Below are 20,099 nucleotides of genomic sequence, written 5' to 3' on the forward strand. Positions count from 1 at the left end.
CGCCCGATCTATCCCAGTTCAAGCGTCGTTACGCCGAACACCCTTCGCAGGTCCAATTCCGGGGCAGGCCCCTTGTACATGCGCGTGGTGGTGAAGGTCGGCGCAAAGCCGGCCGCATCGAGCGCAGTTATGAAGCCGGCGTTATCGGCGGGGACGTCGATGTGCAGCTCGCCGCCCTCGCAGGCACCGGCCAGCCCCTCCAGGAGTTGCAAAGCGATCTCCGTGTCGTCGGCAAACAGCGGGCCGATCTTGAAGCCGGATCGACAGCGGCGCGCCACGCCAAAACCGGTCACGCCGCGCGAACCGATCGCCGCCAGCCCATGATGCGGCTCCTGCAGCCATCGCTTCAGAAAGGTGCCTCGGGGCGCCGGAAAGCAATGGGCGTCATAGGTGACGATGCCGGACAGGAGCTGCGTCGTAATCATCCGCAACCCATCGGCCCTGACCGGCTGGCCTGCCATGCGCCCGGTGAAGCGGATGGTCTCATAGGCCGGCGCGAAGCCCTTGCGCCGGTAATTGGCCTGCTGCTCGGCGACGCCGTCGAGGCCGACAGTCCGGCCCGAGAGCCTTTTCATGCCGGCGTCCCACACGGCCTTGCCGTAGCTCATGCCGCGCATGTCAGGCCGGCAGATGTAGAGGCCGATGAAACCGAATTCGCTTCCATAGGCCACGGCCGAAATTGCCGCGACCATGTCGTCGCCGACAAAGGCGCCGATGAAGCCTTCGGGGTCCGCGGCCTGGAACATCGCCGGGTCTTCATGACCTGGGTTCCAGCCTTCCGCGGCCGCCCAGTCGACGAGAAGCGCCAGTTCCTGCAGGGACAGTGTGCGGATGATCGGCTTCATGGCGTCAGCTATCGTCTTCCGCGGGCGCTGGCTGGCCGGCGGCTTTGCGGCGCAGCACCTTGGTCAGCTTCCAGATCGTCGGGCTGTTCTTGACGAAGGCTTTCAGCCGCGCGCCTTGCCGAAGCGTCAGCGCCAGCATGCGGCCCTTCATGGTCAAGGGGACTAGCACTTCGAAATGCCGCGTTTCTATATCGCACCACAGCCGCTTGTAAGGCTCATCTCCGACGGAAAAGTCATAGACCCCGAAACCTGTCTCGCTGGCTTCCTGGATGTTGTCGAAGAACAGGAAATCGCCGGGGCTGGCATGCCCGAGATCGTCCTCGGCGATCGCTCCGAATTCGCAGATCAGGCGTTTGCCCGAGCGGCTTGAACCGGTGATGGCGCGCAGCTTGCCGGCAACCTCGAGCCCGTGCAGCACGAAGGAAGGCTTGTCCTCGGCAAGCGCCTGCATGAACAGCGCGCGGAAGAAGCCGCGTACCTGTGCGTCGCCAAAAACATTGGCGATGCCCATCTTGCGGAAGCGGAGTTCCTTCATCTCGAAGAAGGCGTCGAGCAGCCTGCCCACCTCGTCGGGGGTGCGGGCCCCGATGCGCCGATAGCTGCCTACGGCCTCGAATTTCCGGATCTGCGACCGGTGCTTCTTGCGTTTGCGTTTGCCGCTGGCGCGGGAAAGCAGCGCATCGAAGCCGCCGGCGAGATCGACGGCCAGCGACAGGTTGGGGCTGGAAAAATGCTCAAGCGATGCGAGCGGATTGGCGACGCCGTCGAGATCGGGCAGCAACCGCTCGAGCGCGACCAGATCGATGTCCGGGCGTGCCTTGGCGATGGCCGCCAGCACCGATCGGAGGGCCGGTATATCCGCTTTGGCCAGCCAGTTCGGGTCCGCGGCGACGAAGTTGCCGTTGGCGTGGCGCCCACCCATGAAGCGGGCGATCCGGAACGGCCCCCTCGCGGCAACCTCCAGCGCCAGCGAGAAAACCGGTTTGCCCTCGGCACTCAGCGTCGCGACGAGCAGGTCCGGTCGTGTCTCGGTCGCCCAGTTCTGGACCCAGGCAGCACTCTGCGCCGGCCCAAACAGGGCCGAGCGGCAGAACTCGGCATAGGCCGCGAGTCCGTCCGTGGACGCCACTGAAATCGACAGGCCGGCATGGTCCCGTGGCAAGGCGCGCGACGATGCCTCGGTGGCCGCAAGCCGATTGCCGTCAAATGACGCGGTTGCGTCAACCATACCTCAATCCTTAGGACGTATTGATCGCGATTTGGGGGTTCGCATAGGCGCATTCCGTGCTTGGATCAGCCTAGGCGCAAAAGGTGAATGAATGATCGACGGCGGGGAGGCAATCCGGAAACTGGCGCTGAACGTCGCCCGCTATACCGGCCTTGCACCGCTGGCCAAGCCGTTCATCGGCGGCATTGGCGCCATCCTGATGCTGCACCGTGTTACCGCGACGCCGGAAAAGCCGGACAGCGTCAACCGGCATCTGAATATCGCGCCCGGCTTCCTTGACGCCATGATCGCGGACATGAAGGCGCATGGCTATGCCTTCGTCTCCATGGACGAAGCGGTTGAGCGCATCAAAGCAGGCGGCAAGGGCGGTCAGTTTGCCACGATCACCGCCGACGACGCCTATCGCGACAACATGACAGAGGCGCTGCCGGTGCTGGAGAAGCATGGCGCGCCAATCACCATCTATGTCGCACCCGGGCTGATCAACGGCACAGCCGACCTGTGGTGGGACGTTGTCGAGGACATCGTCAACGCGCGCGATACTTTGACGCTGACGCGGCCGAATGGTCCGCTGACGATCGATTGCTCGACCCCCGCGAAGAAGCTGCAGGCCAATGCACGCCTGCACGCCTATCTCACCTCCGAAATACGCGAGGAGGACATGCAGGCGGTGTTGCGCGATCTGGCTCGCGCAAATGGCGTCGACGCCGACGGTCCGCGCCTGCGAACATTGATGAGCTGGGATGAAATCCGTCGCATCGCCGCGCATCCGCTGGTGACGATCGGCGCCCATACGATCAACCACAGCAACCTGAAGCGGCTCTCCGAGGCCGATGCACGGCATGAGGTAGGTGACGTGCGCGCCATGTTGCAGGCCGAACTGGGCGAAATGCCCCGCCATTTCGCTTACCCCTACGGCTATGCGAGTGCCGTGGGCTGTCGCGAAGTGGGCTTTGCCCGCGACGCAGGCTATACCTCCGCCGTGACGACGCGCCACGGCGTGCTGCGCGCCGAGCATGCCGGGTTCCTGCACGCCTTGCCGCGCATTTCCGTCAACGGCCGCTACCAGAGCCTCGCCCACATCCGCACCATGCTGTCGGGCGTGACGACGCCGCTCGCCAACGCCGGCAAGATGGTCGTCACCATCTGACGCTGGCGGTTTCGCCTATCGCTTGGCCCTCGGCTCCAGCATCAACCATTTGATGATGCCCATTGCCGGCAGCACCCAGAGCAGGCCGCTGAGCAGGAAAAAAAGGAAATGCACCCACGGACCCGACTCCGAGAGCCGGGCGACCGCGAAGATCGATGCGACCAGCGCATAGACGATGACCAGCGCCACCAGCAGAAACATTCCGATCAGCTTTTTCAGGCGCAGGGGCATGGTTGGTCTCCTGATCGAGCATGCCGGAATTCGCACAGGCGGCCTGGCCGGCTCAAAGGGTATTGGCCTCGCATAGGCCTTGAGGCGAGACTGTGCAACCGGTGAGACGCGGCGCGACGGCGTGCCGCGCCGTATGGTCTTGCCAGCACGGGTGCGATGGTCCACCAATCCGCCAAATCAACCTGCCGGGACAAGATCATGGCTGCCATATCAGCTGCCGCGCCATACGTCGCCCGCGACCGCGACCTGCATAACCGGGCGCTGCTGCGCGGCTGGCTCTATGTGGTGCTTCTGGTGCTGTTTGCGCTGGTGCTGGTCGGCGGCGCCACCAGGCTCACCGATTCCGGCCTGTCGATAACGCAGTGGAAGCCGATCCATGGCGTGATCCCGCCGCTCAACGATGCCGAGTGGCAAGAGGAATTCCAGCTCTATCAGCAGATCCCGCAATATGCCGAGCTCAACAAGGGCATGAGCATTGAGGCGTTCAAGTCGATCTTCTGGTGGGAATGGGCGCACCGCATCCTGGCGCGCAGCGTCGGCCTGGTCTTTGCCTTGCCGCTGCTGTTCTTCTGGGCGACGCGCCGCATCGAGCGCGGCCTGGGAGCGAAGCTGGTGGGCATTCTCCTGCTCGGCGGCCTGCAAGGCGCCATCGGCTGGTGGATGGTGGCCTCCGGCCTGGTCGACCGCGTCTCCGTCAGCCAATACCGGCTGGCGACCCACTTGACACTCGCCGCGCTGATCTTCACCGCCACCATGGTGGTCGCGCGAGGATTGGCGCCGCATTCCGAACCCGCCGCCGATCGGTCGACGCAGAGGCTGGCCGGGTTCATCGTGCTGCTGGCGCTGATCCAGATCTATCTCGGCGGCCTGGTCGCCGGGCTCGATGCGGGCCTGAGCTACAACACCTGGCCGTTGATGGACGGCAAGATCATCCCTGGCGATCTGCTGATCCTCGAGCCGGCATGGCGCAACTTCTTCGAGAGCCCGAAGACGGTGCAGTTCGTCCATCGGCTTGGCGCTTACACGGTATTCGTCGTGGCCTTGTGGCACATGATCGCCACGCGCCGGCGGCTGCCTGGCTCGACACATGCGCGCCGCGCGACGCTGCTGTTTGGGGCTGTGCTGGTGCAGGCCTCGATCGGCATCGGCACGCTGCTGATGCATGTGCCGCTGCATATGGCGCTGACCCATCAGGGATTTGCGCTGATCGTCCTGGGGTTTGCAGCCGCCCATTGGCGCGGCACCAAAGGTGCTTATCCCTTGCCGGCGGGAATAGCGCTCAGGGGCTGATCCCGAGCTGATCTACCGGGTCCGGATCAGAAGCTTGCCCGTACCGCCCGGATCGCCTTGACGACCGACAATTCGCGGTTCTCCTCGACCGCATTGTCGTCCTCATGATGCCAGGATGCCGACAGGCACCCATAGGCAATGGCATGATCGAGGATAGCAGCCGGTGTCTGGCCCAGCGTTTTGGCAAAAATTTCGGCCATATGCGCGATCCGCTCCGGATCGAGGCAAAGGTCATCCCGGTCGAGCGGGTTGTAGAGCATGTTCGCGGCGTCGAAGCCAGGGTCGCCGAGAACGCCCTTCGGATCGATAGCCAGCCAGCCGCGCGGTCCGTGCAGGATATTCTCGTGATGCAGGTCGCCATGCAGAGGCCTGATATCGTGCGGATCGGCCAGCAGCCGGTCGGCAATAGTGGCGGCCTCGACATAGAGGCTCTCATGGCCGGCGTCGCGATCGGCATTTGCCTTGTTGAGCAGGCTGGCGAAGCGTTCCCGGAGCGGCTGAAGTTCGGGCGGGAAGGGGTCTTTCCCCTGTGAAAACAGCTTCGCCATCACCTCGGCCGCAATTGCGGTCGCTACAAAGTCGCCCTGTTCGTCGAGAACTTGCTGAAGCAGCGTTTCACCGGCATATTCCAGCAGCATGCTGTGGCCGTCGCGGCCGAGCAGGCGCACCGCGCCTTCGCCGCGCCGCCAGGCGAGATAATGTTCGCCGCGCAACTCGTCGGCGACATCGTCGAAAGGCTTGAGCGCCTTGACGATCGCCGGCGACCCGTCTTCGCGCAAAACCTTCCAGATGCGGCTCGAAAAGGTCTCGGCAATGAGTTCGGGCGCGCTGACTTTCCAGCGCGCCGGAAAGGCTGGCGTGTCCATCAGAGGCCGAGCATCAGGTCCATGTTCTGCACGGCGGCACCGGAGGCACCCTTGCCAAGATTGTCATAGACCGCCAGCAGCAGGGCCTGCGCCCGTTTGTCATTGGCAAAGACATAGACCTTCATCCGGTTGGTGCCGTTGTAGACCTCGGGATCGATCTCCGGCATGCGCTCCGAATGCGCATAGGGCGCCACTTCGACCACGCCGCCCTTGATGGCGGCGAAATGGTCGGCAATCGCCGCATGCAGCTCCGCACCGGTCGGCACATGGTCGAGGCCGCCAAGCTGCAACGGCACGACGGTGATCATGCCTTGCGCGAAATTGCCGACCGCCGGCTGCATGATCGGATCATGCGACAGCCTGGCATAGGCCCTCAATTCCGGCACGTGCTTGTGCTGAAGCGTGAGGCCGTAGGGCAGGAATTCCGAGGCTTCCTCGCCCTTGGCGACATAGTCCTCGATCATCGGCCGTCCGCCGCCCGAATAGCCCGAAATGCCGTTGACGGTGATCGGGAAATCCGCCGGCAGCAGGCCTGACGTGACCAGCGGCCGTAGCGTGGCGATCGGTCCCTGCGGCCAGCAGCCTGGGTTGGCGACGCGTTTTGCCGAGGCGATCGCCTTTGCCTGGTCCTTGTCCATCTCGGCGAAACCATACGCCCAGCCTTCCGCCACGCGATGCGCGGTCGACGCATCGATGACCTTGGTGGTGTCGTTGGCGATCAGCGAGACGCTTTCCTTCGCCGCGTCGTCAGGCAGGCACAGGATCGCGACATCGGCGGCGTTGAGAAACTCGGCGCGCGCCGCCGTTTCCTTGCGGCGTTCGGTCGGGATGGAAATGATCTCCAGATCACTGCGCTCGGCAAGCAGCGCCCTGATCTGCAGGCCGGTGGTGCCGTGTTCGCCGTCGATGAAGATTTTCGGTTTCATGGGTTGATCAAATTCCCTGATATTTCAAGATTATATGCCCTGCCCTTGAATCACTGCGGCACCATTGTGGTTGCCGTTGTTCAACTCTTCAAGCCGGGCCTTTCGCTCAGCCAGCAGGCCGAGATATTGCATGGCCACCATAGAGCCGGCGATCGCCGTTATATCGGCGTGATCATAGGCCGGCGCAACCTCTACGACGTCGGCACCGACAATATCGATCTGGTTGAGTTGGCGCAGCGTCGACAGGATCTTCGCCGAGGACGGCCCGCCGGCAACTGGCGTGCCTGTGCCAGGCGCGTAGGCCGGATCGAGGCAGTCGATGTCGAAGGTGAGGTAGGTCTTCTTGCCGCCGGTGCGGTCGACGATGGCGTAGGCGATATCGGACGCCCGCATCTCCTCGATTTCATGGCCATGGAGGATCTTGATGCCGAACGTGTCGGGTGCATGGGTGCGGATGCCGATCTGGATCGAGCGGTCGGGGTCGATGATGCCTTCCTTGACGGCACGGCCGACGAAGGATCCGTGGTCGATGCGCTTGCCGTCGTCCGGCCAGGTGTCCTGATGGGCGTCGAACTGCACCAAGGCGAGCGGACCATGGATGGCGGCATGCGCCTTGAGCAGCGGCCAGGTGACGAAATGATCGCCGCCGAGCGTCAGCAGGAAGGCGCCGGACTTCAGGATCTTGGCCGCTTCACGTTCGATCGTGCCGGGTGTCTTCTGGTGATTGCCTGAATCGAGCAGGCAATCGCCATAGTCGACCACCGCCAGATGCTCGAACAAATCGCGTGAGAACGGATATTGCGGGTCGTTATCGAGGATCGCCGAGGCGCGGCGGATCGCCTGCGGCCCGAAGCGGGCGCCCGGCCGGTTGGTGACGGCGGCATCGAAGGGAATACCCCACACCACCGCGTCCGCGCCCTTCACGTCTTTTGTGTATTTGCGGCGCATGAACGACAGCGCGCCGGAATAGGTCGGCTCGAACGCGGCGCCCGTTTTGGAACGGGCGGTGAAGGCGTTGTCGATGTTGTTGTTCGCCATTACGGATCCTCGTTTTTCATCGGGGTGCAACAACTACAGAACCGGCACGGAAGATGCCAGTCACAGCTTGGCGAGACGGAATGGCGCTGCCCGAGTGCCACGGCAAGACAGGATTGTATCATCATGACGCAGACCGCGTTTCTCAACCCCACCCGTGTCGTGGCGTCGGCCCGCACCGGCACGGTCGCCGGCGAACGCTTCCTGGTGCTCGATTCGTGGCGCGGCATCTGCGCGCTTCTGGTGGCGCTGTTTCACTTTCCGACCGCTTCGACGATTTCGCAAAGCGCCTTCATCGGTTCGTCCTACCTGTTCGTCGATTTTTTCTTCGTCCTTTCCGGTTTCGTCATCGCCAGCAGCTACGGCGATCGGCTGAACCAGCCGGAACAGGTCGCGCGCTTCGCACTGGTCCGTTTCGGCCGCATCTACCCGCTGCATCTGCTCATGCTTGCCGCCTTCGCCGGCTTCGAGTTGCTGCGGCTGATGCTGCCGCAATTGCACGGCACCGGGGCTGCCCCCTTCAGCGGAGGCTTCGACCTCGGCAGCCTGCTTGCCAATCTTCTTCTGCTCCAGGGTGTCGGTTTCGAGGATCAATTGACCTGGAATGCGCCAAGCTGGAGCATTTCGGCCGAGTTCTTCGCCTATCTCCTGTTTGCCGGCGTGGTCTTCGTCGCCGGTGCGCGCGCCTGGATATGGTTCGTCGCCGCCGCCGTCACCGCGCCGCTGTTCCTGCTCGGCTTCTCGAATCATCATATGGATGTGTCCTTCGATTTCGGCTTCATCCGTTGCCTGTACGGCTTCTCGCTCGGCGCCTTGCTGGCCTGGTTTCAGCATGATTCCATTGCAGGGGCGCGACAGGCCCTCGCCAGGAGCGGCCCGCGGATGGACTGGACCCTTGCCGAAATCGTCATGGTGACCGTCATCGTGCTTTTCGTCTCGCTGGCGGGCGGCAATGATTTCGGCATCGCGGCACCCCTGGTGTTCGCGCTGGCGCTGTTCCTGTTCGCCCATGAGGGCGGCTGGATCAGCGCCCTGCTGAGAACCCCTTTCATGTTGACGCTCGGCGCGCTGTCTTACTCGATCTACATGGTCCACATTTTCGTCCAGGCGCGCCTGATCAACATCGCCGGGCTCGTCGAGCGCAAGCTCGGCCTCGGCCTGATGGGCGATTTCATGCTGCGCGGCCAGCCTGCCACCGGCTTCGGCGCCGGCTGGACGGGAGCATTGGCGATCGTCGTCATGCTCGCGGCCACCATTGCCGCCTCCTGGATCACCTGGCGTTTTGTCGAGATGCCGGCCATGGCGTGGTTCCGCCGGCTCTCGAAACGCATCTGACGCGCACTCCCCGCGAACAACCGCTAGCCGGCTTCGTTCACCTGGATGTCACGAGGGTCGCTTATCCCGATCTCGATCCGGCAAGGAGCGATTCTCGATGCGGACCATCTGGCTGAGCCTTCTGTGTTCCTCGGCACTTGCGGCCTTTTCTGGTCAGTCATTGGCCGGCGAGACCCGCGCCAGGCAGATTCTTGATCGCTTCGAGCACGCCAACCAGTGGCGCGACCACATCATGGTGGTCGCGCATCGCGCCGGCAGCATGCAGGCGGGCAAGACGCTCTACGCGGAAAATTCGATCGCCGCCGTGGAGGGGTCGATCGCCATGGGTGCAGAAATCGTCGAGGTCGATATCAGGCGCTCGAAGGACGGTGAGTTCGTTGTCATGCATGACAGCTGGCTCGACCGTACCACCACCTGCAAAGGCGAGGTGGTCAAGCGCACGCTGGCCGAACTCAAGAGCTGCAAGCTGGTGGTCGAAGGCACCGGTGCGGTGACGGGTGAAACAGTCTCGACGCTGCGCGAGATGCTGATGGCGACCAGGGACAGGATCCTCATCAACCTCGACAACAAGCTCGACGTCGGCGACCTCTCGGGCATGATCGCGGTGGCTCGCGATCTCGGCATGGCCGAGCAGGTTATCGTCAAGGAGAATTTGTGGAACCAGAACCGGATCACCACGGTCCAGGCGGCAATGACCGCTATCGGCGGCGGCTTCCAGTTCATGCCGATCATCGCCGATGACGCGGTGCGTGATGCCGGCTTCGCCCGGACGGTCGGCCATGCCTTTTCGCCGCGCGCAATCGAGCTGATCAACTGGCGGGCAGGCGCCGAGACGCTGACCGAGACCGGCGGGCCGTTGTTCAGCACGCGCATGCGCGCGGCCGCGGTCAGGGGCAACTGGCACATCTGGGCCGACACCTACGCCATCGCCAACAAGCCGGGCGGCTTCCTGGCCGGCGGCCGCGGCGACGAACTGGCGGTGCAGGCCAGCCTGCCGCGCGAAGTCTGGGGTTTTTGGGCCGATCGCGGCGCCACAATCATCCAGACGGACGAGCCGAAGGCAGCCATCGATTGGCTGGCTGCGAATGGTTTTCGCGTGTCTTATACAGATGGGGAGCGGCCGGTTGAGCCGGCGAATACGGCGAGCATCAATTAGAGGCTCGCCGCTGGAACAGCGATCTCCCCCCTTGAGGGGGAGATGGCCGGCAGGCCAGAGGGGGTCGCCGCGCACAGAGCGCCAACCTTCATCTGCCGCAGGAGGTCGCGCCCGGTCGTGCCGACCCCCTCTGTCGCCTTTGGCGACATCTCCCCCTCAAGGGGGGAGATTGGCTAGCTTCAAGCCGCTATCGCCATCCCATCCAACTCCTGAAGCACATCATCCGAAAGCTCCAGTTCGCCCGCAGCGAGGTTTTCCCGCAAATGTCCGACCGACGATGTGCCGGGAATCAGCAGGATGTTGGGCGCGCGGCGCAGCAGCCAGGCGAGCGCAACCTGCATTGGCGTGGCGCCGAGGCGTGTTGCGACGTCCGACAGGGTGGAGGATTGCAGCGGGTTGAAGCCGCCGAGCGGGAAGAACGGCACATAGGCGATGCCGTCGCGGGCAAGGTCGTCGATCAGGGCGTCGTCGCCGCGATGCGCAAGATTGTACTGATTCTGCACGCAGACGATCTCGGCGATACGGCGCCCTTCGGCGATCTGCGCCGGCGTCACGTTGCTCAGCCCGATATGCCTGACCAAACCTTTTTGCTGAAGCCCGGCCAGGACGGTGAGCGGCGCTTCGATCGATCCCTCGGCGGGGCCATGGGTATCGAACATGATGCGCAGGTTGACGACGTCGAGCACATCGAGCCCAAGATTGCTTAGATTGTCGTGCACCGCCAGGGTCAGCGCCTCGGGAGAGAAAGCCGGCAGCCAGGAGCCATCGGCCCCGCGCCGCGCGCCGATCTTGGTGACGATGACGAGATCGTCAGGGTAGGGCGCCAGCGCTTCGCGGATCAGCCGGTTGGTGACGTGCGGGCCGTAGAAGTCGCTGGTATCGATATGGTCGATCCCCTGCGCAATCGCCTCGCGCAGCACGGCCAATGCCGCGTCATGGTCCTTGGGCGGCCCGAACACGCCGGGCCCGGCGAGCTGCATGGCACCGTATCCGAGCCGCTTCACGGTATGACTGCCAAGCTTGAAGGTGGCGGGGGCGAAGGTGCCGGATTGTTGGATATTGGACATGATTGATCTCCTTTGAGGAGGCAGAGATAGGCGCTGCCCAACCTCGTGATAATCCGGTACAATCCACACAGGCCGTGCGGAATGGCGAACAATGATGGACCTCAGTGACCTGAACGCCTTCGTGGCGGTGGCGCGCGCCGGCGGTTTTCGCGATGGCGCGCGTGCGAGCGGCGGCAGCGCCTCCGGCTTGAGTGAGGCGGTGCGTCGCCTAGAAGCGCAGCTTGGCGTCAGGCTGTTCAATCGCACGACGCGCAGCGTTGTACCCACCGAGGCGGGCCTTAGCCTTCTGGAGCGGCTCGGCCCGGCGCTGTCGGAGGTGGAGGCGGCGCTGGACGTGGTGAACGGCTTTCGCGACAGGCCGGCGGGCTCGCTGCGTCTCAATGTGCCGGTCAGCGCCGCGCGGTTGATCTTGCCCGATATCGTGCCGGGTTTCCTCGCCGCCTATCCCGGCATCCGTCTGGAAGTGATCGCCGATGAGAACTTTGTCGATGTGCTGGCGGCCGGGTGTGACGCCGGCATCCGCTATGACGAGCGGCTGGAGCAGGACATGATCGCGGTGCCGATCGGACCGCGCGTGCAGCGCTTCGCCACCGCTGCCAGCCCTGCCTATCTTGCTCGTCATGGGCGGCCGCAACACCCGAGCGACCTGCTTGGCCACTCTTGCGTGCGCGGGCGCTTTGCCAGCGGTGCGATGCTGCCTTGGGAGTTCGAGCGCGACGGTGAGGTGGTGCGGGTCGATCCGACAGGGCCGCTGATCGTGCGGATCGGCGGCGCGACCGATCTTGCCGTCGATGCGGCCATCGCCGGCACCGGCATCATCGGCCTCTTCGAGGGCTGGCTTCGCCCCTACTTCGAAAGCGGCGCGCTTGAGCCCATTCTCGAACCGTGGTGGCCGAGTTTTCCCGGACCGTTCCTCTATTATCCCGGCCGGCGGCTGGTGCCGGCCCCGCTGCGGGCGTTCATCGACTATATCAAGGGCGGCAAGGCCTGACCTGTTTATGCCGGCGCCTTCACCCCACCCGGCGCTACGCGCCGACCTCCCCATCGAGGGGAGGTAGGGCGTCGCGCTCTTCTACCTCCCCTTAATGGGGAGGTCGCGCCGCAGGCGCGGGTGGGGTGACTGCCGAGCCGCAAACAAAAAGGCCGCCCGGGAGGCGGCCTTTTCGATTGTCTGAAGCTGCGAAGTGCTTAGCGCTTCGAGAACTGGAACGAACGACGGGCTTTCGCCTTGCCGTACTTCTTGCGCTCGACGACGCGGCTGTCGCGGGTCAGGAAGCCGCCCTTCTTGAGCACGGCGCGCAGCGTCGGCTCGTAATAGGTCAGCGCCTTGGAGATGCCGTGACGCACGGCGCCAGCCTGGCCGGAGAGACCGCCGCCGACAACGGTCGCGACGATGTCGTACTGGCCGGCGCGGTTGGAGGCGATGATCGGCTGGTTGAGGATCATCTGCAGGACCGGACGCGCGAAATAGGTCGCGAATTCCTTGTCGTTGACGATGATCTTGCCGGAACCCGGCTTCACCCAGACGCGCGCAATGGCGTTCTTGCGCTTGCCGGTGGCATAGGCGCGGCCCGACTTGTCGAGCTTCTGGACGTGGACGGGGGCTGCCGGCTGGGTATTGGTGTTGCCGGTGGCGGCGCCCAGTTCTGCGAGCGAGGAAAGCTCAGCCATCTTATGCGACCTTCTTGTTCTTGGCGTTCAGCTTGGCCACGTCGAGCACGACGGGCTGCTGTGCGACGTGCGGATGCTCGGCACCTGCATAGACGCGCAGGTTCTTCATCTGGCGACGGCCGAGCGGGCCACGTGGGACCATGCGCTCAACGGCCTTCTCGACGACACGCTCGGGGAAACGACCCTCGAGCAGCTGGCGCGCGGTGCGCTCCTTGATGCCGCCTGGGTGGCCGGTGTGCCAGTAATAGACCTTGTCGGTGAACTTCTTGCCGGTGAACACCACCTTGTCGGCATTGATGACAATGACGTTGTCGCCGTCGTCGACATGCGGGGTGAAGGTCGGCTTGTGCTTGCCGCGAAGATGATTGGCGATGACAGTGGCCAGACGACCGACGACGAGACCTTCGGCGTCGATCAGGATCCACTTCTTCACCACATCCGCAGGCTTCTGCGAAAAGGTTGTCATGTTTTCTGCTCTCGGTTCTGACCTTCATAAAAGAAGGCGTTTCTTGTTGCTTGGATTGTCGGAAGGACGCTGTCCGCCGCCAATAACAAAACGGCGGCCTTTGCGGGCCGCTGCTTCGTGAGGGCTTATAGGCGAGGGTGGTGATCGCGTCAAGGCGCGCGAAAAGGAGAATATCTGACAAAATGCGGCGAAAACAATAAGTTAAGTGAAAGGTATTATTTTACCACATCGCCATTCCGCTTCGGCGGGATCGAATAGGTGCCGGCGGCGTGCGCCACCGTGTGCCCGTCCGGGCCGGCAACGATGTCGATGTCGAACACCATCAGGCTCTTGCCCAGCTTCAGGATGCGGCAGTGGCCGTCGATCGGTCCGGCCTCGGCCTTGCGCACGAAATTGATGTCGAGGTTGACGGTAACGGAAAGCGCATCCGGCCCGGCATGGCTGAGCACGCAGACGTAGCCGCCAATGTCGGCCAGCGTGAACAGCGAAGGGCCGGACACCGTGCCGCCCGGACGCAAGTGCCGCTCGCCGGCGTTGAGCCGCACGGTGCAGCCGCCGGGGAACACGTCGATCGCCTCGAAATATTTGAACTGCTCGTTGAGCTGCGGATAGACGGTCTCCATCAGCGCATTGACTTGTTGCGCGGTCAGAACCGGCTTCAAATTGGTTTGGGCGGGCATGTCGGTCTCTCGTTTTGGCCGACCTGTATGGGCGCGGCGCGGCATTTCTGACAACCTTCGTCCCCTGGCGCAAGCGATCGGTGTTGGACGAAACCTGATCCGGTATTAGATACTCTGGCAGCCCAGGCGGAATCGCGGAGACCTTATCCATGGCCGAAATCCTTGCCATCAAGCCTGCCGCCGTTGAAGGTCCGGTTGTTGCACAACTGGACAAGGGCGTGCTGCGCCTGACGCTCGCCAATCCGCCAGCCAACGCGCTGTCGCTGGCGGTGATGGCGGCGCTGACGGCCGAACTCGAGCGCGCCAAGGCCGACAAGGCCGTTCGCGTCATCGTTTTGTCGGCGGCCGGCAAGGTGTTCTGCGCCGGCCATGATCTCAAGGAAATGACGGCGCGCCGCACTGACGCCGATCATGGCAAGACCTTCTTCGCAGAGACGTTTGCCGCTTGTGCGACGCTGATGCAGGCCATCGTGCGCCATCCCTTGCCTGTCATCGCGGAAGTCGACGGCCTGGCCACCGCCGCCGGGCTGCAACTGGTCGCCAGCTGCGATCTGGCGATCGCCTCACATGAGGCTACCTTCTGCACGCCGGGCGTCAATATCGGGCTGTTCTGCTCGACGCCGATGGTGGCGCTGTCGCGCAACGTTTCGCGCAAGCATGCCATGGAGATGCTGCTGACCGGAGAGACGATCGATGCGGCGACCGCCAAGGAGTTCGGCCTGGTCAACCGCGTTGTGCCGCGCGAATACCTGAATCAGATCGTCACCAAATACGCGCAAACCATTGCTTCCAAATCATCTTTGGTGGTCAAGACCGGCAAGGAAGCCTTTTACGCCCAGGCTGAAATGGGCCTCGCGGACGCCTATGCCTATACCGGCCGGATCATGGTCGAGAACATGCTTGCGCGCGACGCGGAGGAGGGCATCGGCGCCTTCATCGGCAAGCGCAAGCCGGAATGGAAGGACGAGTAAGGAGAACGTCATGGAACCGCGCATCTCCATCATCACCATTGCTACCGATGATCTAGACCGCGCCATGCGCTTCTACGAAGAGATGGGCTTGAAGCGGCATGCCGGCATCACCGACGGGGTCGCCTTCTTCCAGATGGGCGGCGTCATCCTCGGCCTGTTCCCGCGCGCCAGCGCAGAAGAGGATTCCGGCATCGCCTTCGCCGCGGCGCCATCGGCGGTCTACCTCGCCTACAACACTCGTTCCGACGCCGAAGTCGACGACGTGCTCGCCAGGGCGGAAAAAGCCGGCGGCCGCATCGTCAAGCCGGCCGGCCGGGCCTTTTGGGGCGGCTGGTACGGCTATTTCGCCGACGCCGACGGGCATGTCTGGGAAGTGGCGCACAATCCTGCCTTTCCGATCGCGGAAGACGGCACGATTTCGCTACCTGGCTGATGGCCCATCGCAAGCAGCTGACGCGGCTAAAGGCTCCCTATCTGAAGCGCATCCTGCTGGACGCCGAGCGCGTGGCGGACTGGGAGAAATATCCCTGGAACCTGCCGCTGTTTCGCGGCCATGAGTTCGAACTCGAATTCGCCACGCCGATCACCATCATTGTCGGCGAGAACGGCACCGGCAAATCGACGCTGCTCGAGGCGATCGGCGCACTGGCCGGCTATGACGAAGCCGGCGGCGGCAAGGGATATATGCCAGTCGACCATTCCAGCGCTATCGACAAGAGTGGTGCTGCGTTGGCCAACGCATTCCGTGGTCACTGGCTGCCGAAAGTCACCGCCGGCTGGTTCTTTCGCGCCGAATCCTTCTACTCCGTGGCCCGCTATCTCGATCAGGCAGCGCTGGAGTCTGGCGGGGCGCCGCCGGACTTCCTGTCCTGGTCGCATGGCGAGGGCTTTATCCGATTTTTCGAGGAGCGCTGCCGCAGGCAGGGCATCTACATCCTTGACGAACCCGAGAGCGCACTGTCGCCGACGCGACAGATCGAGCTGCTCAAGATGCTGCGGCGCATGGACCAGTCGGGCACCGCGCAAGTGATCATGGCGACGCATTCGCCGCTGCTGATGGCTTGTCCCGGCGCGCGGCTGTTCCGCATCAGCCGCTTCGGGCTCGACCCGACCGATTTCAGCGATACCGATCATTTTCGCATGATGCGCGACTTCTGTACCGATCCGCAGGCGTTCATGGAGGAAGCGCTGCGGGAGGATGACGCGTGAGCGCCGGCGACGATGATCTCAACTGGCGCGTCGAGCAGGCATGCCGCGAAGGCTGGCCGGCGGCGACCGGGGCGGTCTTTGATGGCTGGCTCCTGCGGCGATCGGGCGGACGGATTCGGCGCACCAATTCGGCCAATCCCTTGCGCGGCCAGCGTGGCGCGCCGGATGCTGTCATCGGCGCCGCCGAGTCCTTCTACATCGGCCACGGCCAGACGCCCTTGTTTCGGGTTCCCGACATCGCCGGCGAGCTCGAAGCCATACTCGACCATCGCGGATACCAGCCGGAAGGCGGCACGATCCATCTCCATGCCGGGATCGGCGACCTGGCTGAAGTCCGCGATGAGCAGGTCACCGTTTCGAAAGTGCCGGGCGAGGACTGGCTCGCGGCGCGGTTCCGCATGGGGACCTTTGACGACGCCGAGTGCCGCATCTTTCGCGAGATGACCGGGCTGATCGTCGGCGACCGGGCGTTCGTATCCTGTGAACGCGACAGCGAAATTGCCGCCTTGGCCTATGGCGTCATCCGCAATGGCCTGCTTGTGGTGGAATCGGTTGAAACCGATTGCCGTTTCAGGCAGCAAGGTCTGGGCCGCAAGACTGTCGGCGGCCTCATCGGCTGGGCGCGGCGGGCAGGGGTTCACGCCGCATGCTTGCAGGTGGTGGTCGACAACACGCCGGCTCGCGCTCTCTATGCCTCGCTTGGGTTCAGCCGTGAACTTTACCGATACCACTACCGCAGGAAGCCGCATGAACCACGATAGCTACGACAACACCTACATCGCCGGCATCCTCAATTCGGTGAAGACCATCGCCATGGTCGGCGCGTCCGCCAACGATGTGCGGCCAAGCTATTTCGTGCTGAAATATCTGCTGGCCAAGGGATTTTCGGTGTTTCCGATCAATCCTGGCCAGGCCGGCAAGGAGATCCTCGGCCGGATGACCTATGCGAGGCTCGCCGATATTCCCGAGCCGATCGACATGGTCGATGTCTTTCGCGCGCCGGCGGCGGTGCCCGGCATCGTCGACGAGGCGTTGCGTCTCGATCCCTTGCCGAAAGTCATCTGGATGCAGCTTGGCGTTCGCCATGACGAGGCCGCCGCGCGCGCCGAGGCGGTGGGCATCAAGGTGGTGATGAACCGCTGCCCCAAAATCGAATACGGCAAGCTGTCCGGCGAGATCGGCTGGACCGGCGTCAATTCCGGCGTGCTGTCGTCGAAGAAGCCGCTGATGCGGTCGGGATTCCAGAGTTTTGGCGTGCGCCAGAAGTAGGACACGTCGCTAAAAGTGCGCGGCGGTTTTGGGATAACGACGTGCACCAAAAGCAAGGCCTGATGCGCAATGCGCCTTGGGCGCAAAATTATTCCTTAGCCCAGTGCATTTTCTCGGGCCTCGGCCGCAGATCGTTCGCCGAAGGGCATTTTCTTCTTTGCATTCGCGCTCATGCTTCGCCAAGAATGCCCGGCGATTTCAAGAGTTTCAAAAGGGAGGTTTTCAGTGACCCGCACGCCAGGTTTCAACACGCTCGCCGTCCATGCCGGTGCCAAGCCCGATCCAGCGACCGGCGCGCGTGCCACGCCGATCTACCAGACGACCTCCTTCGTCTTCGACGATGCCGACCATGCCGCGTCGCTGTTCGGGCTCAAGGCCTTCGGCAACATCTACACCCGCATCATGAATCCGACGCAGGCGGTGCTGGAAGAGCGCATGGCGGCCCTCGAAGGCGGCACGGCGGCACTCGCGGTCGCTTCCGGCCACGCCGCGCAGGTGATCGTATTCCACAATCTGATGCAGCCGGGCGACAATTTCGTTGCCGCCAACAAGCTTTATGGCGGTTCGATCAACCAGTTCGGCCATGCCTTCAAGAATTATGGCTGGGAGGTGCGCTGGGCCGACACCAACGACATCTCGACCTTCGAGAGCCAGATCGACGACAGGACCAAGGCGATCTTCATCGAGAGCCTGGCCAATCCGGGCGGCACCTTCGTCGATATCGAGAAGATCGGCGACATCGCGCGCAAGCATGGCCTGCCGCTGATCGTCGACAACACGCTGGCTTCGCCCTACCTGATCCGGCCGATCGAGCATGGCGCCGACATCGTCGTCCATTCGCTGACCAAGTTCATCGGTGGCCACGGCAATTCGATCGGTGGCGCCATCGTCGACGGCGGCACCTTCGACTGGTCGAAGTCGGGCAAATACCCGATGCTGTCGGAACCGCGCCCCGAATATGGCGGCCTCGTCCTGCACGAAACCTTCGGCAATTTCGCCTTCGCCATTGCCGCGCGCGTGCTCGGCCTGCGCGATCTCGGGCCGGCGATCTCGCCCTTCAACGCCTTCCTCATCTTGACCGGCCTGGAAACCCTGCCGCTGCGCATGCAGCGCCATTGCGACAATGCCGTCACCGTTGCCGCCTGGCTGTCCAACCATCCCAAGGTCGCGTCGGTGAACTATCCAGGCCTGCCGACCGACAAGAACAATGCGCTGCAGAAGAAATACTCGCCGCAGGGCGCCGGTGCCGTGTTCACCTTCGCTCTCAAGGGCGGCTATGACGCCGGCGTGAAATTCGTCGAGGCGCTCGAGCTGTTCTCGCACCTGGCCAATGTCGGCGACACCAAGTCGCTGGTCATCCACCCGGCTTCAACCACGCACCGCCAGCTTTCCGACGAGCAGAAGGTCAAGGCCGGCGCAGGACCGGACACGGTGCGGCTTTCCATCGGCATCGAGGACGTCAACGACATCGTCGCCGACCTCGAACAGGCGCTAGCCAAGGTCTGACCGATCATGAGCGAGTCAAAATTTCTTGCCATCGGCGTCGACACTGTCGACGCCGAACAGGGCGCGCCGGCGCCGGATCGGCTGATCTCGGGCGATCCCAAATTCCGCACCTGGAATGTCGAGGAGCGCGACGGCGGCCTTTACGCCGGCATCTGGGAATCGACCCCGGGCAAATGGCGCATCGTCTATGACGAATGGGAGTTCTGCCACATCCTGTCCGGCCTGTCGGTGATCGCGGAAGACGGCGGGCAGGCACGCACCGTCAAGGCCGGCGACAGCTTCGTGCTCAGGCCCGGCTTCAAAGGCAGCTGGGAAGTGCTTGAAACGACTCGCAAGGAGTATGTGATCAAGCTCTGATGCATGTCGCCCAAAGTGGCCCGGTTTTGGGAGAACGACATGCATAGAAACAAGGGCCTAAAGCGCGTCGCGTTTTAGGCATCGACGCTGATCAGACGATGCGATCGATATCGCTGTCCGAGAATCCGTAACGCGCCATCATCCGCCGGTGCCAGTCGCTGCCCACCAATTCATCGAGGCAAGCATCGATGCGCCGGAGCAGGGCTGAATTGCCTTTGCCGATCGCGAAGGCACCGGCCGACGGCTGCTTTTCAACCGGGGGAACCTCGACAAGCCCAAGCGGCATATCGGGCCGCTGCGCCAGATAACCTCGATGCGCCATCGCAACGCTGGCGTAGGCGTGCACCGCGCCGCTGGCCACTGCGTCCGCCGCATCCGCCTGCGTTGCAAACGTCCTGACCTGCTCGGATGCGATTCCGTTGTGCAACGCCGTAAGATGCTGAACCTGATCGGTTATGACACCAATCAACACTGTCCGGTCCTCGGCAATGGATTGGTAGCCGCGAAAGCCACGCGGATTGTGTTTCGCGACCAGCAACCCGTCCTGCAGCGCCCAGATCGGCCGTGTAAAGTCGACAAGCTGCCTGCGCTCTTCGGAGACGAACAGGCCGGTCGTCATGGTCCAACGGCCCTCGACCAATCCCGGCAGCAGTTCAGCGAATTCGGTTTCGATCGGCTTAAAGCTCGCCAATCCGAGCATGTCACCGAGCCTGCGCGCAAGCTCGACGTCACAGCCTGAGACCTCGCCCAATGCACCTGCAAAGCAGAATGGCGGCTCTTCCAGGAAGGCGAATTTCAATTCAGTCATGTCAGGCAAGCCGGCGCCATCCTATTTCCCCGG

General features: G+C 63.4%; 23 protein-coding genes. 12 read left to right on the forward strand and 11 right to left on the reverse strand.

What is annotated here, in order from left to right; translation table 11 throughout:
- Positions 1 to 8: 8 nt before the first annotated feature.
- Both AC0L3E_RS17495 and AC0L3E_RS17500 read right to left on the reverse strand, forming a co-directional pair.
- Positions 9 to 845 (reverse strand): GNAT family N-acetyltransferase, encoded by an 837-nt coding sequence (locus tag AC0L3E_RS17495; RefSeq protein WP_473605255.1) that lies wholly within the window; start codon positions 843 to 845, stop codon positions 9 to 11.
- A 4-nt stretch (positions 846 to 849) separates the two neighbouring features.
- Positions 850 to 2,073, reverse strand: coding sequence for a GNAT family N-acetyltransferase (locus tag AC0L3E_RS17500; RefSeq protein ID WP_473605256.1), 1,224 nt, complete (start codon positions 2,071 to 2,073; stop codon positions 850 to 852).
- A 91-nt stretch (positions 2,074 to 2,164) separates the two neighbouring features.
- Here AC0L3E_RS17500 and AC0L3E_RS17505 point away from each other — a divergent pair, with 91 nt between their 5' ends.
- On the forward strand, positions 2,165 to 3,223 hold the full coding sequence (locus AC0L3E_RS17505) for a polysaccharide deacetylase family protein (RefSeq protein WP_473605258.1): 1,059 nt from the start codon (positions 2,165 to 2,167) through the stop codon (positions 3,221 to 3,223).
- A 15-nt stretch (positions 3,224 to 3,238) separates the two neighbouring features.
- Here AC0L3E_RS17505 and AC0L3E_RS17510 read toward each other — a convergent pair whose 3' ends face one another.
- Complete coding sequence (locus AC0L3E_RS17510; RefSeq protein WP_023810263.1) at positions 3,239 to 3,454, reverse strand: DUF2842 domain-containing protein; 216 nt, start codon at positions 3,452 to 3,454, stop codon at positions 3,239 to 3,241.
- A gap of 198 nt (positions 3,455 to 3,652) precedes the next feature.
- On the opposite strand from AC0L3E_RS17510, the gene AC0L3E_RS17515 reads away from it, so the two are divergent.
- The gene (locus tag AC0L3E_RS17515) at positions 3,653 to 4,744 is read left to right on the forward strand and encodes a COX15/CtaA family protein (RefSeq protein ID WP_473605259.1); all 1,092 of its coding nucleotides are present in this window, start codon (positions 3,653 to 3,655) and stop codon (positions 4,742 to 4,744) included.
- Positions 4,745 to 4,770: 26 nt separating this feature from the next.
- On the opposite strand, the gene AC0L3E_RS17520 is transcribed toward AC0L3E_RS17515, so the two are convergent.
- From AC0L3E_RS17520 to speB, 3 genes are read right to left on the reverse strand one after another with little or no spacing between them, the layout of a single operon-like run.
- Entirely contained in the window at positions 4,771 to 5,613 is an 843-nt protein-coding gene (locus AC0L3E_RS17520) for an aminoglycoside phosphotransferase family protein (protein ID WP_473605350.1), read from the reverse strand.
- A complete protein-coding gene (gene argC, locus AC0L3E_RS17525; RefSeq protein WP_473605261.1) occupies positions 5,610 to 6,536 on the reverse strand; it encodes an N-acetyl-gamma-glutamyl-phosphate reductase in 927 nt (308 codons plus the stop codon). The genes AC0L3E_RS17520 and argC overlap by 4 nt, the downstream gene beginning before the upstream one ends.
- Positions 6,537 to 6,566: 30 nt before the next feature.
- Positions 6,567 to 7,574 (reverse strand): agmatinase, encoded by a 1,008-nt coding sequence (gene speB, locus AC0L3E_RS17530; RefSeq protein WP_023810267.1) that lies wholly within the window; start codon positions 7,572 to 7,574, stop codon positions 6,567 to 6,569.
- 123 nt (positions 7,575 to 7,697) lie between these two features.
- On the opposite strand from speB, the gene AC0L3E_RS17535 reads away from it, so the two are divergent.
- Positions 7,698 to 8,906 (forward strand): acyltransferase family protein, encoded by a 1,209-nt coding sequence (locus tag AC0L3E_RS17535; protein ID WP_473605262.1) that lies wholly within the window; start codon positions 7,698 to 7,700, stop codon positions 8,904 to 8,906.
- Positions 8,907 to 9,003: 97 nt separating this feature from the next.
- The gene (locus tag AC0L3E_RS17540; RefSeq protein WP_473605263.1) at positions 9,004 to 10,062 is read left to right on the forward strand and encodes a glycerophosphodiester phosphodiesterase family protein; all 1,059 of its coding nucleotides are present in this window, start codon (positions 9,004 to 9,006) and stop codon (positions 10,060 to 10,062) included.
- A 179-nt stretch (positions 10,063 to 10,241) separates the two neighbouring features.
- On the opposite strand, the gene AC0L3E_RS17545 is transcribed toward AC0L3E_RS17540, so the two are convergent.
- Positions 10,242 to 11,129: an aldo/keto reductase family oxidoreductase gene (locus AC0L3E_RS17545; protein WP_473605265.1), complete on the reverse strand. Its 888-nt coding sequence runs from the start codon at positions 11,127 to 11,129 to the stop codon at positions 10,242 to 10,244.
- A gap of 91 nt (positions 11,130 to 11,220) precedes the next feature.
- Between AC0L3E_RS17545 and AC0L3E_RS17550 the strand changes: the two genes are divergently transcribed.
- Positions 11,221 to 12,120 (forward strand): LysR family transcriptional regulator, encoded by a 900-nt coding sequence (locus AC0L3E_RS17550; protein WP_127268566.1) that lies wholly within the window; start codon positions 11,221 to 11,223, stop codon positions 12,118 to 12,120.
- Between the two features lie 197 nt (positions 12,121 to 12,317).
- Here the strand turns inward: AC0L3E_RS17550 and rpsI are convergent, their stop codons facing one another.
- The 3 genes from rpsI to AC0L3E_RS17565 all read right to left on the reverse strand — a co-directional run bounded on the left by rpsI (position 12,318) and on the right by AC0L3E_RS17565 (position 13,946).
- On the reverse strand, positions 12,318 to 12,800 hold the full coding sequence (rpsI, locus tag AC0L3E_RS17555; RefSeq protein WP_023810272.1) for a 30S ribosomal protein S9: 483 nt from the start codon (positions 12,798 to 12,800) through the stop codon (positions 12,318 to 12,320).
- A 1-nt stretch (position 12,801) separates the two neighbouring features.
- Positions 12,802 to 13,266, reverse strand: coding sequence for a 50S ribosomal protein L13 (gene rplM / locus AC0L3E_RS17560; RefSeq protein WP_013532205.1), 465 nt, complete (start codon positions 13,264 to 13,266; stop codon positions 12,802 to 12,804).
- Positions 13,267 to 13,481: 215 nt separating this feature from the next.
- Complete coding sequence (locus AC0L3E_RS17565) at positions 13,482 to 13,946, reverse strand: PaaI family thioesterase (RefSeq protein WP_473605266.1); 465 nt, start codon at positions 13,944 to 13,946, stop codon at positions 13,482 to 13,484.
- Between the two features lie 149 nt (positions 13,947 to 14,095).
- Between AC0L3E_RS17565 and AC0L3E_RS17570 the strand changes: the two genes are divergently transcribed.
- The 7 genes from AC0L3E_RS17570 to AC0L3E_RS17600 all read left to right on the forward strand — a co-directional run bounded on the left by AC0L3E_RS17570 (position 14,096) and on the right by AC0L3E_RS17600 (position 19,258).
- Positions 14,096 to 14,917 carry an enoyl-CoA hydratase gene (locus tag AC0L3E_RS17570; protein WP_127810681.1) on the forward strand — a complete coding sequence of 274 codons (822 nt, stop codon included), beginning with the start codon at positions 14,096 to 14,098 and terminating at the stop codon, positions 14,915 to 14,917.
- A gap of 10 nt (positions 14,918 to 14,927) precedes the next feature.
- Positions 14,928 to 15,350, forward strand: a complete 423-nt coding sequence (locus AC0L3E_RS17575; protein WP_292563075.1) for a VOC family protein — start codon at positions 14,928 to 14,930, stop codon at positions 15,348 to 15,350.
- Positions 15,350 to 16,126, forward strand: a complete 777-nt coding sequence (locus AC0L3E_RS17580) for an AAA family ATPase (protein WP_256748232.1) — start codon at positions 15,350 to 15,352, stop codon at positions 16,124 to 16,126. Before AC0L3E_RS17575 ends, AC0L3E_RS17580 begins: the two co-directional genes overlap by 1 nt.
- Positions 16,123 to 16,887 (forward strand): GNAT family N-acetyltransferase, encoded by a 765-nt coding sequence (locus AC0L3E_RS17585; RefSeq protein WP_473605267.1) that lies wholly within the window; start codon positions 16,123 to 16,125, stop codon positions 16,885 to 16,887. The genes AC0L3E_RS17580 and AC0L3E_RS17585 overlap by 4 nt, the downstream gene beginning before the upstream one ends.
- A complete protein-coding gene (locus tag AC0L3E_RS17590) occupies positions 16,874 to 17,395 on the forward strand; it encodes a CoA-binding protein (protein ID WP_128289644.1) in 522 nt (173 codons plus the stop codon). The genes AC0L3E_RS17585 and AC0L3E_RS17590 overlap by 14 nt, the downstream gene beginning before the upstream one ends.
- 225 nt (positions 17,396 to 17,620) lie before the next feature.
- Positions 17,621 to 18,901 carry an O-acetylhomoserine aminocarboxypropyltransferase gene (locus AC0L3E_RS17595; RefSeq protein ID WP_127269928.1) on the forward strand — a complete coding sequence of 427 codons (1,281 nt, stop codon included), beginning with the start codon at positions 17,621 to 17,623 and terminating at the stop codon, positions 18,899 to 18,901.
- A gap of 6 nt (positions 18,902 to 18,907) precedes the next feature.
- Positions 18,908 to 19,258 (forward strand): cupin domain-containing protein, encoded by a 351-nt coding sequence (locus tag AC0L3E_RS17600; RefSeq protein WP_292563070.1) that lies wholly within the window; start codon positions 18,908 to 18,910, stop codon positions 19,256 to 19,258.
- 91 nt (positions 19,259 to 19,349) lie between these two features.
- On the opposite strand, the gene AC0L3E_RS17605 is transcribed toward AC0L3E_RS17600, so the two are convergent.
- Complete coding sequence (locus AC0L3E_RS17605) at positions 19,350 to 20,066, reverse strand: transporter substrate-binding domain-containing protein (RefSeq protein ID WP_473605351.1); 717 nt, start codon at positions 20,064 to 20,066, stop codon at positions 19,350 to 19,352.
- Between the last annotated feature and the right edge of the window lie 33 nt (positions 20,067 to 20,099).

Source organism: Mesorhizobium sp. WSM4822, from assembly GCF_055811155.1.

Bases quoted from the DNA above. Each gene is read 5' to 3' on its own strand.
- AC0L3E_RS17495 (WP_473605255.1), bottom strand. From the start codon at position 845: ATGAAGCCGATCATCCGCACACTGTCCCTGCAGGAACTGGCGCTTCTC.
- AC0L3E_RS17500 (WP_473605256.1), bottom strand. From the start codon at position 2,073: ATGGTTGACGCAACCGCGTCATTTGACGGCAATCGGCTTGCGGCCACC.
- AC0L3E_RS17505 (WP_473605258.1), top strand. From the start codon at position 2,165: ATGATCGACGGCGGGGAGGCAATCCGGAAACTGGCGCTGAACGTCGCC.
- AC0L3E_RS17510 (WP_023810263.1), bottom strand. From the start codon at position 3,454: ATGCCCCTGCGCCTGAAAAAGCTGATCGGAATGTTTCTGCTGGTGGCG.
- AC0L3E_RS17515 (WP_473605259.1), top strand. From the start codon at position 3,653: ATGGCTGCCATATCAGCTGCCGCGCCATACGTCGCCCGCGACCGCGAC.
- argC (WP_473605261.1), bottom strand. From the start codon at position 6,536: ATGAAACCGAAAATCTTCATCGACGGCGAACACGGCACCACCGGCCTG.
- speB (WP_023810267.1), bottom strand. From the start codon at position 7,574: ATGGCGAACAACAACATCGACAACGCCTTCACCGCCCGTTCCAAAACG.
- AC0L3E_RS17535 (WP_473605262.1), top strand. From the start codon at position 7,698: ATGACGCAGACCGCGTTTCTCAACCCCACCCGTGTCGTGGCGTCGGCC.
- AC0L3E_RS17540 (WP_473605263.1), top strand. From the start codon at position 9,004: ATGCGGACCATCTGGCTGAGCCTTCTGTGTTCCTCGGCACTTGCGGCC.
- AC0L3E_RS17545 (WP_473605265.1), bottom strand. From the start codon at position 11,129: ATGTCCAATATCCAACAATCCGGCACCTTCGCCCCCGCCACCTTCAAG.
- AC0L3E_RS17550 (WP_127268566.1), top strand. From the start codon at position 11,221: ATGATGGACCTCAGTGACCTGAACGCCTTCGTGGCGGTGGCGCGCGCC.
- rpsI (WP_023810272.1), bottom strand. From the start codon at position 12,800: ATGGCTGAGCTTTCCTCGCTCGCAGAACTGGGCGCCGCCACCGGCAAC.
- rplM (WP_013532205.1), bottom strand. From the start codon at position 13,266: ATGACAACCTTTTCGCAGAAGCCTGCGGATGTGGTGAAGAAGTGGATC.
- AC0L3E_RS17565 (WP_473605266.1), bottom strand. From the start codon at position 13,946: ATGCCCGCCCAAACCAATTTGAAGCCGGTTCTGACCGCGCAACAAGTC.
- AC0L3E_RS17570 (WP_127810681.1), top strand. From the start codon at position 14,096: ATGGCCGAAATCCTTGCCATCAAGCCTGCCGCCGTTGAAGGTCCGGTT.
- AC0L3E_RS17575 (WP_292563075.1), top strand. From the start codon at position 14,928: ATGGAACCGCGCATCTCCATCATCACCATTGCTACCGATGATCTAGAC.
- AC0L3E_RS17580 (WP_256748232.1), top strand. From the start codon at position 15,350: ATGGCCCATCGCAAGCAGCTGACGCGGCTAAAGGCTCCCTATCTGAAG.
- AC0L3E_RS17590 (WP_128289644.1), top strand. From the start codon at position 16,874: ATGAACCACGATAGCTACGACAACACCTACATCGCCGGCATCCTCAAT.
- AC0L3E_RS17600 (WP_292563070.1), top strand. From the start codon at position 18,908: ATGAGCGAGTCAAAATTTCTTGCCATCGGCGTCGACACTGTCGACGCC.
- AC0L3E_RS17605 (WP_473605351.1), bottom strand. From the start codon at position 20,066: ATGACTGAATTGAAATTCGCCTTCCTGGAAGAGCCGCCATTCTGCTTT.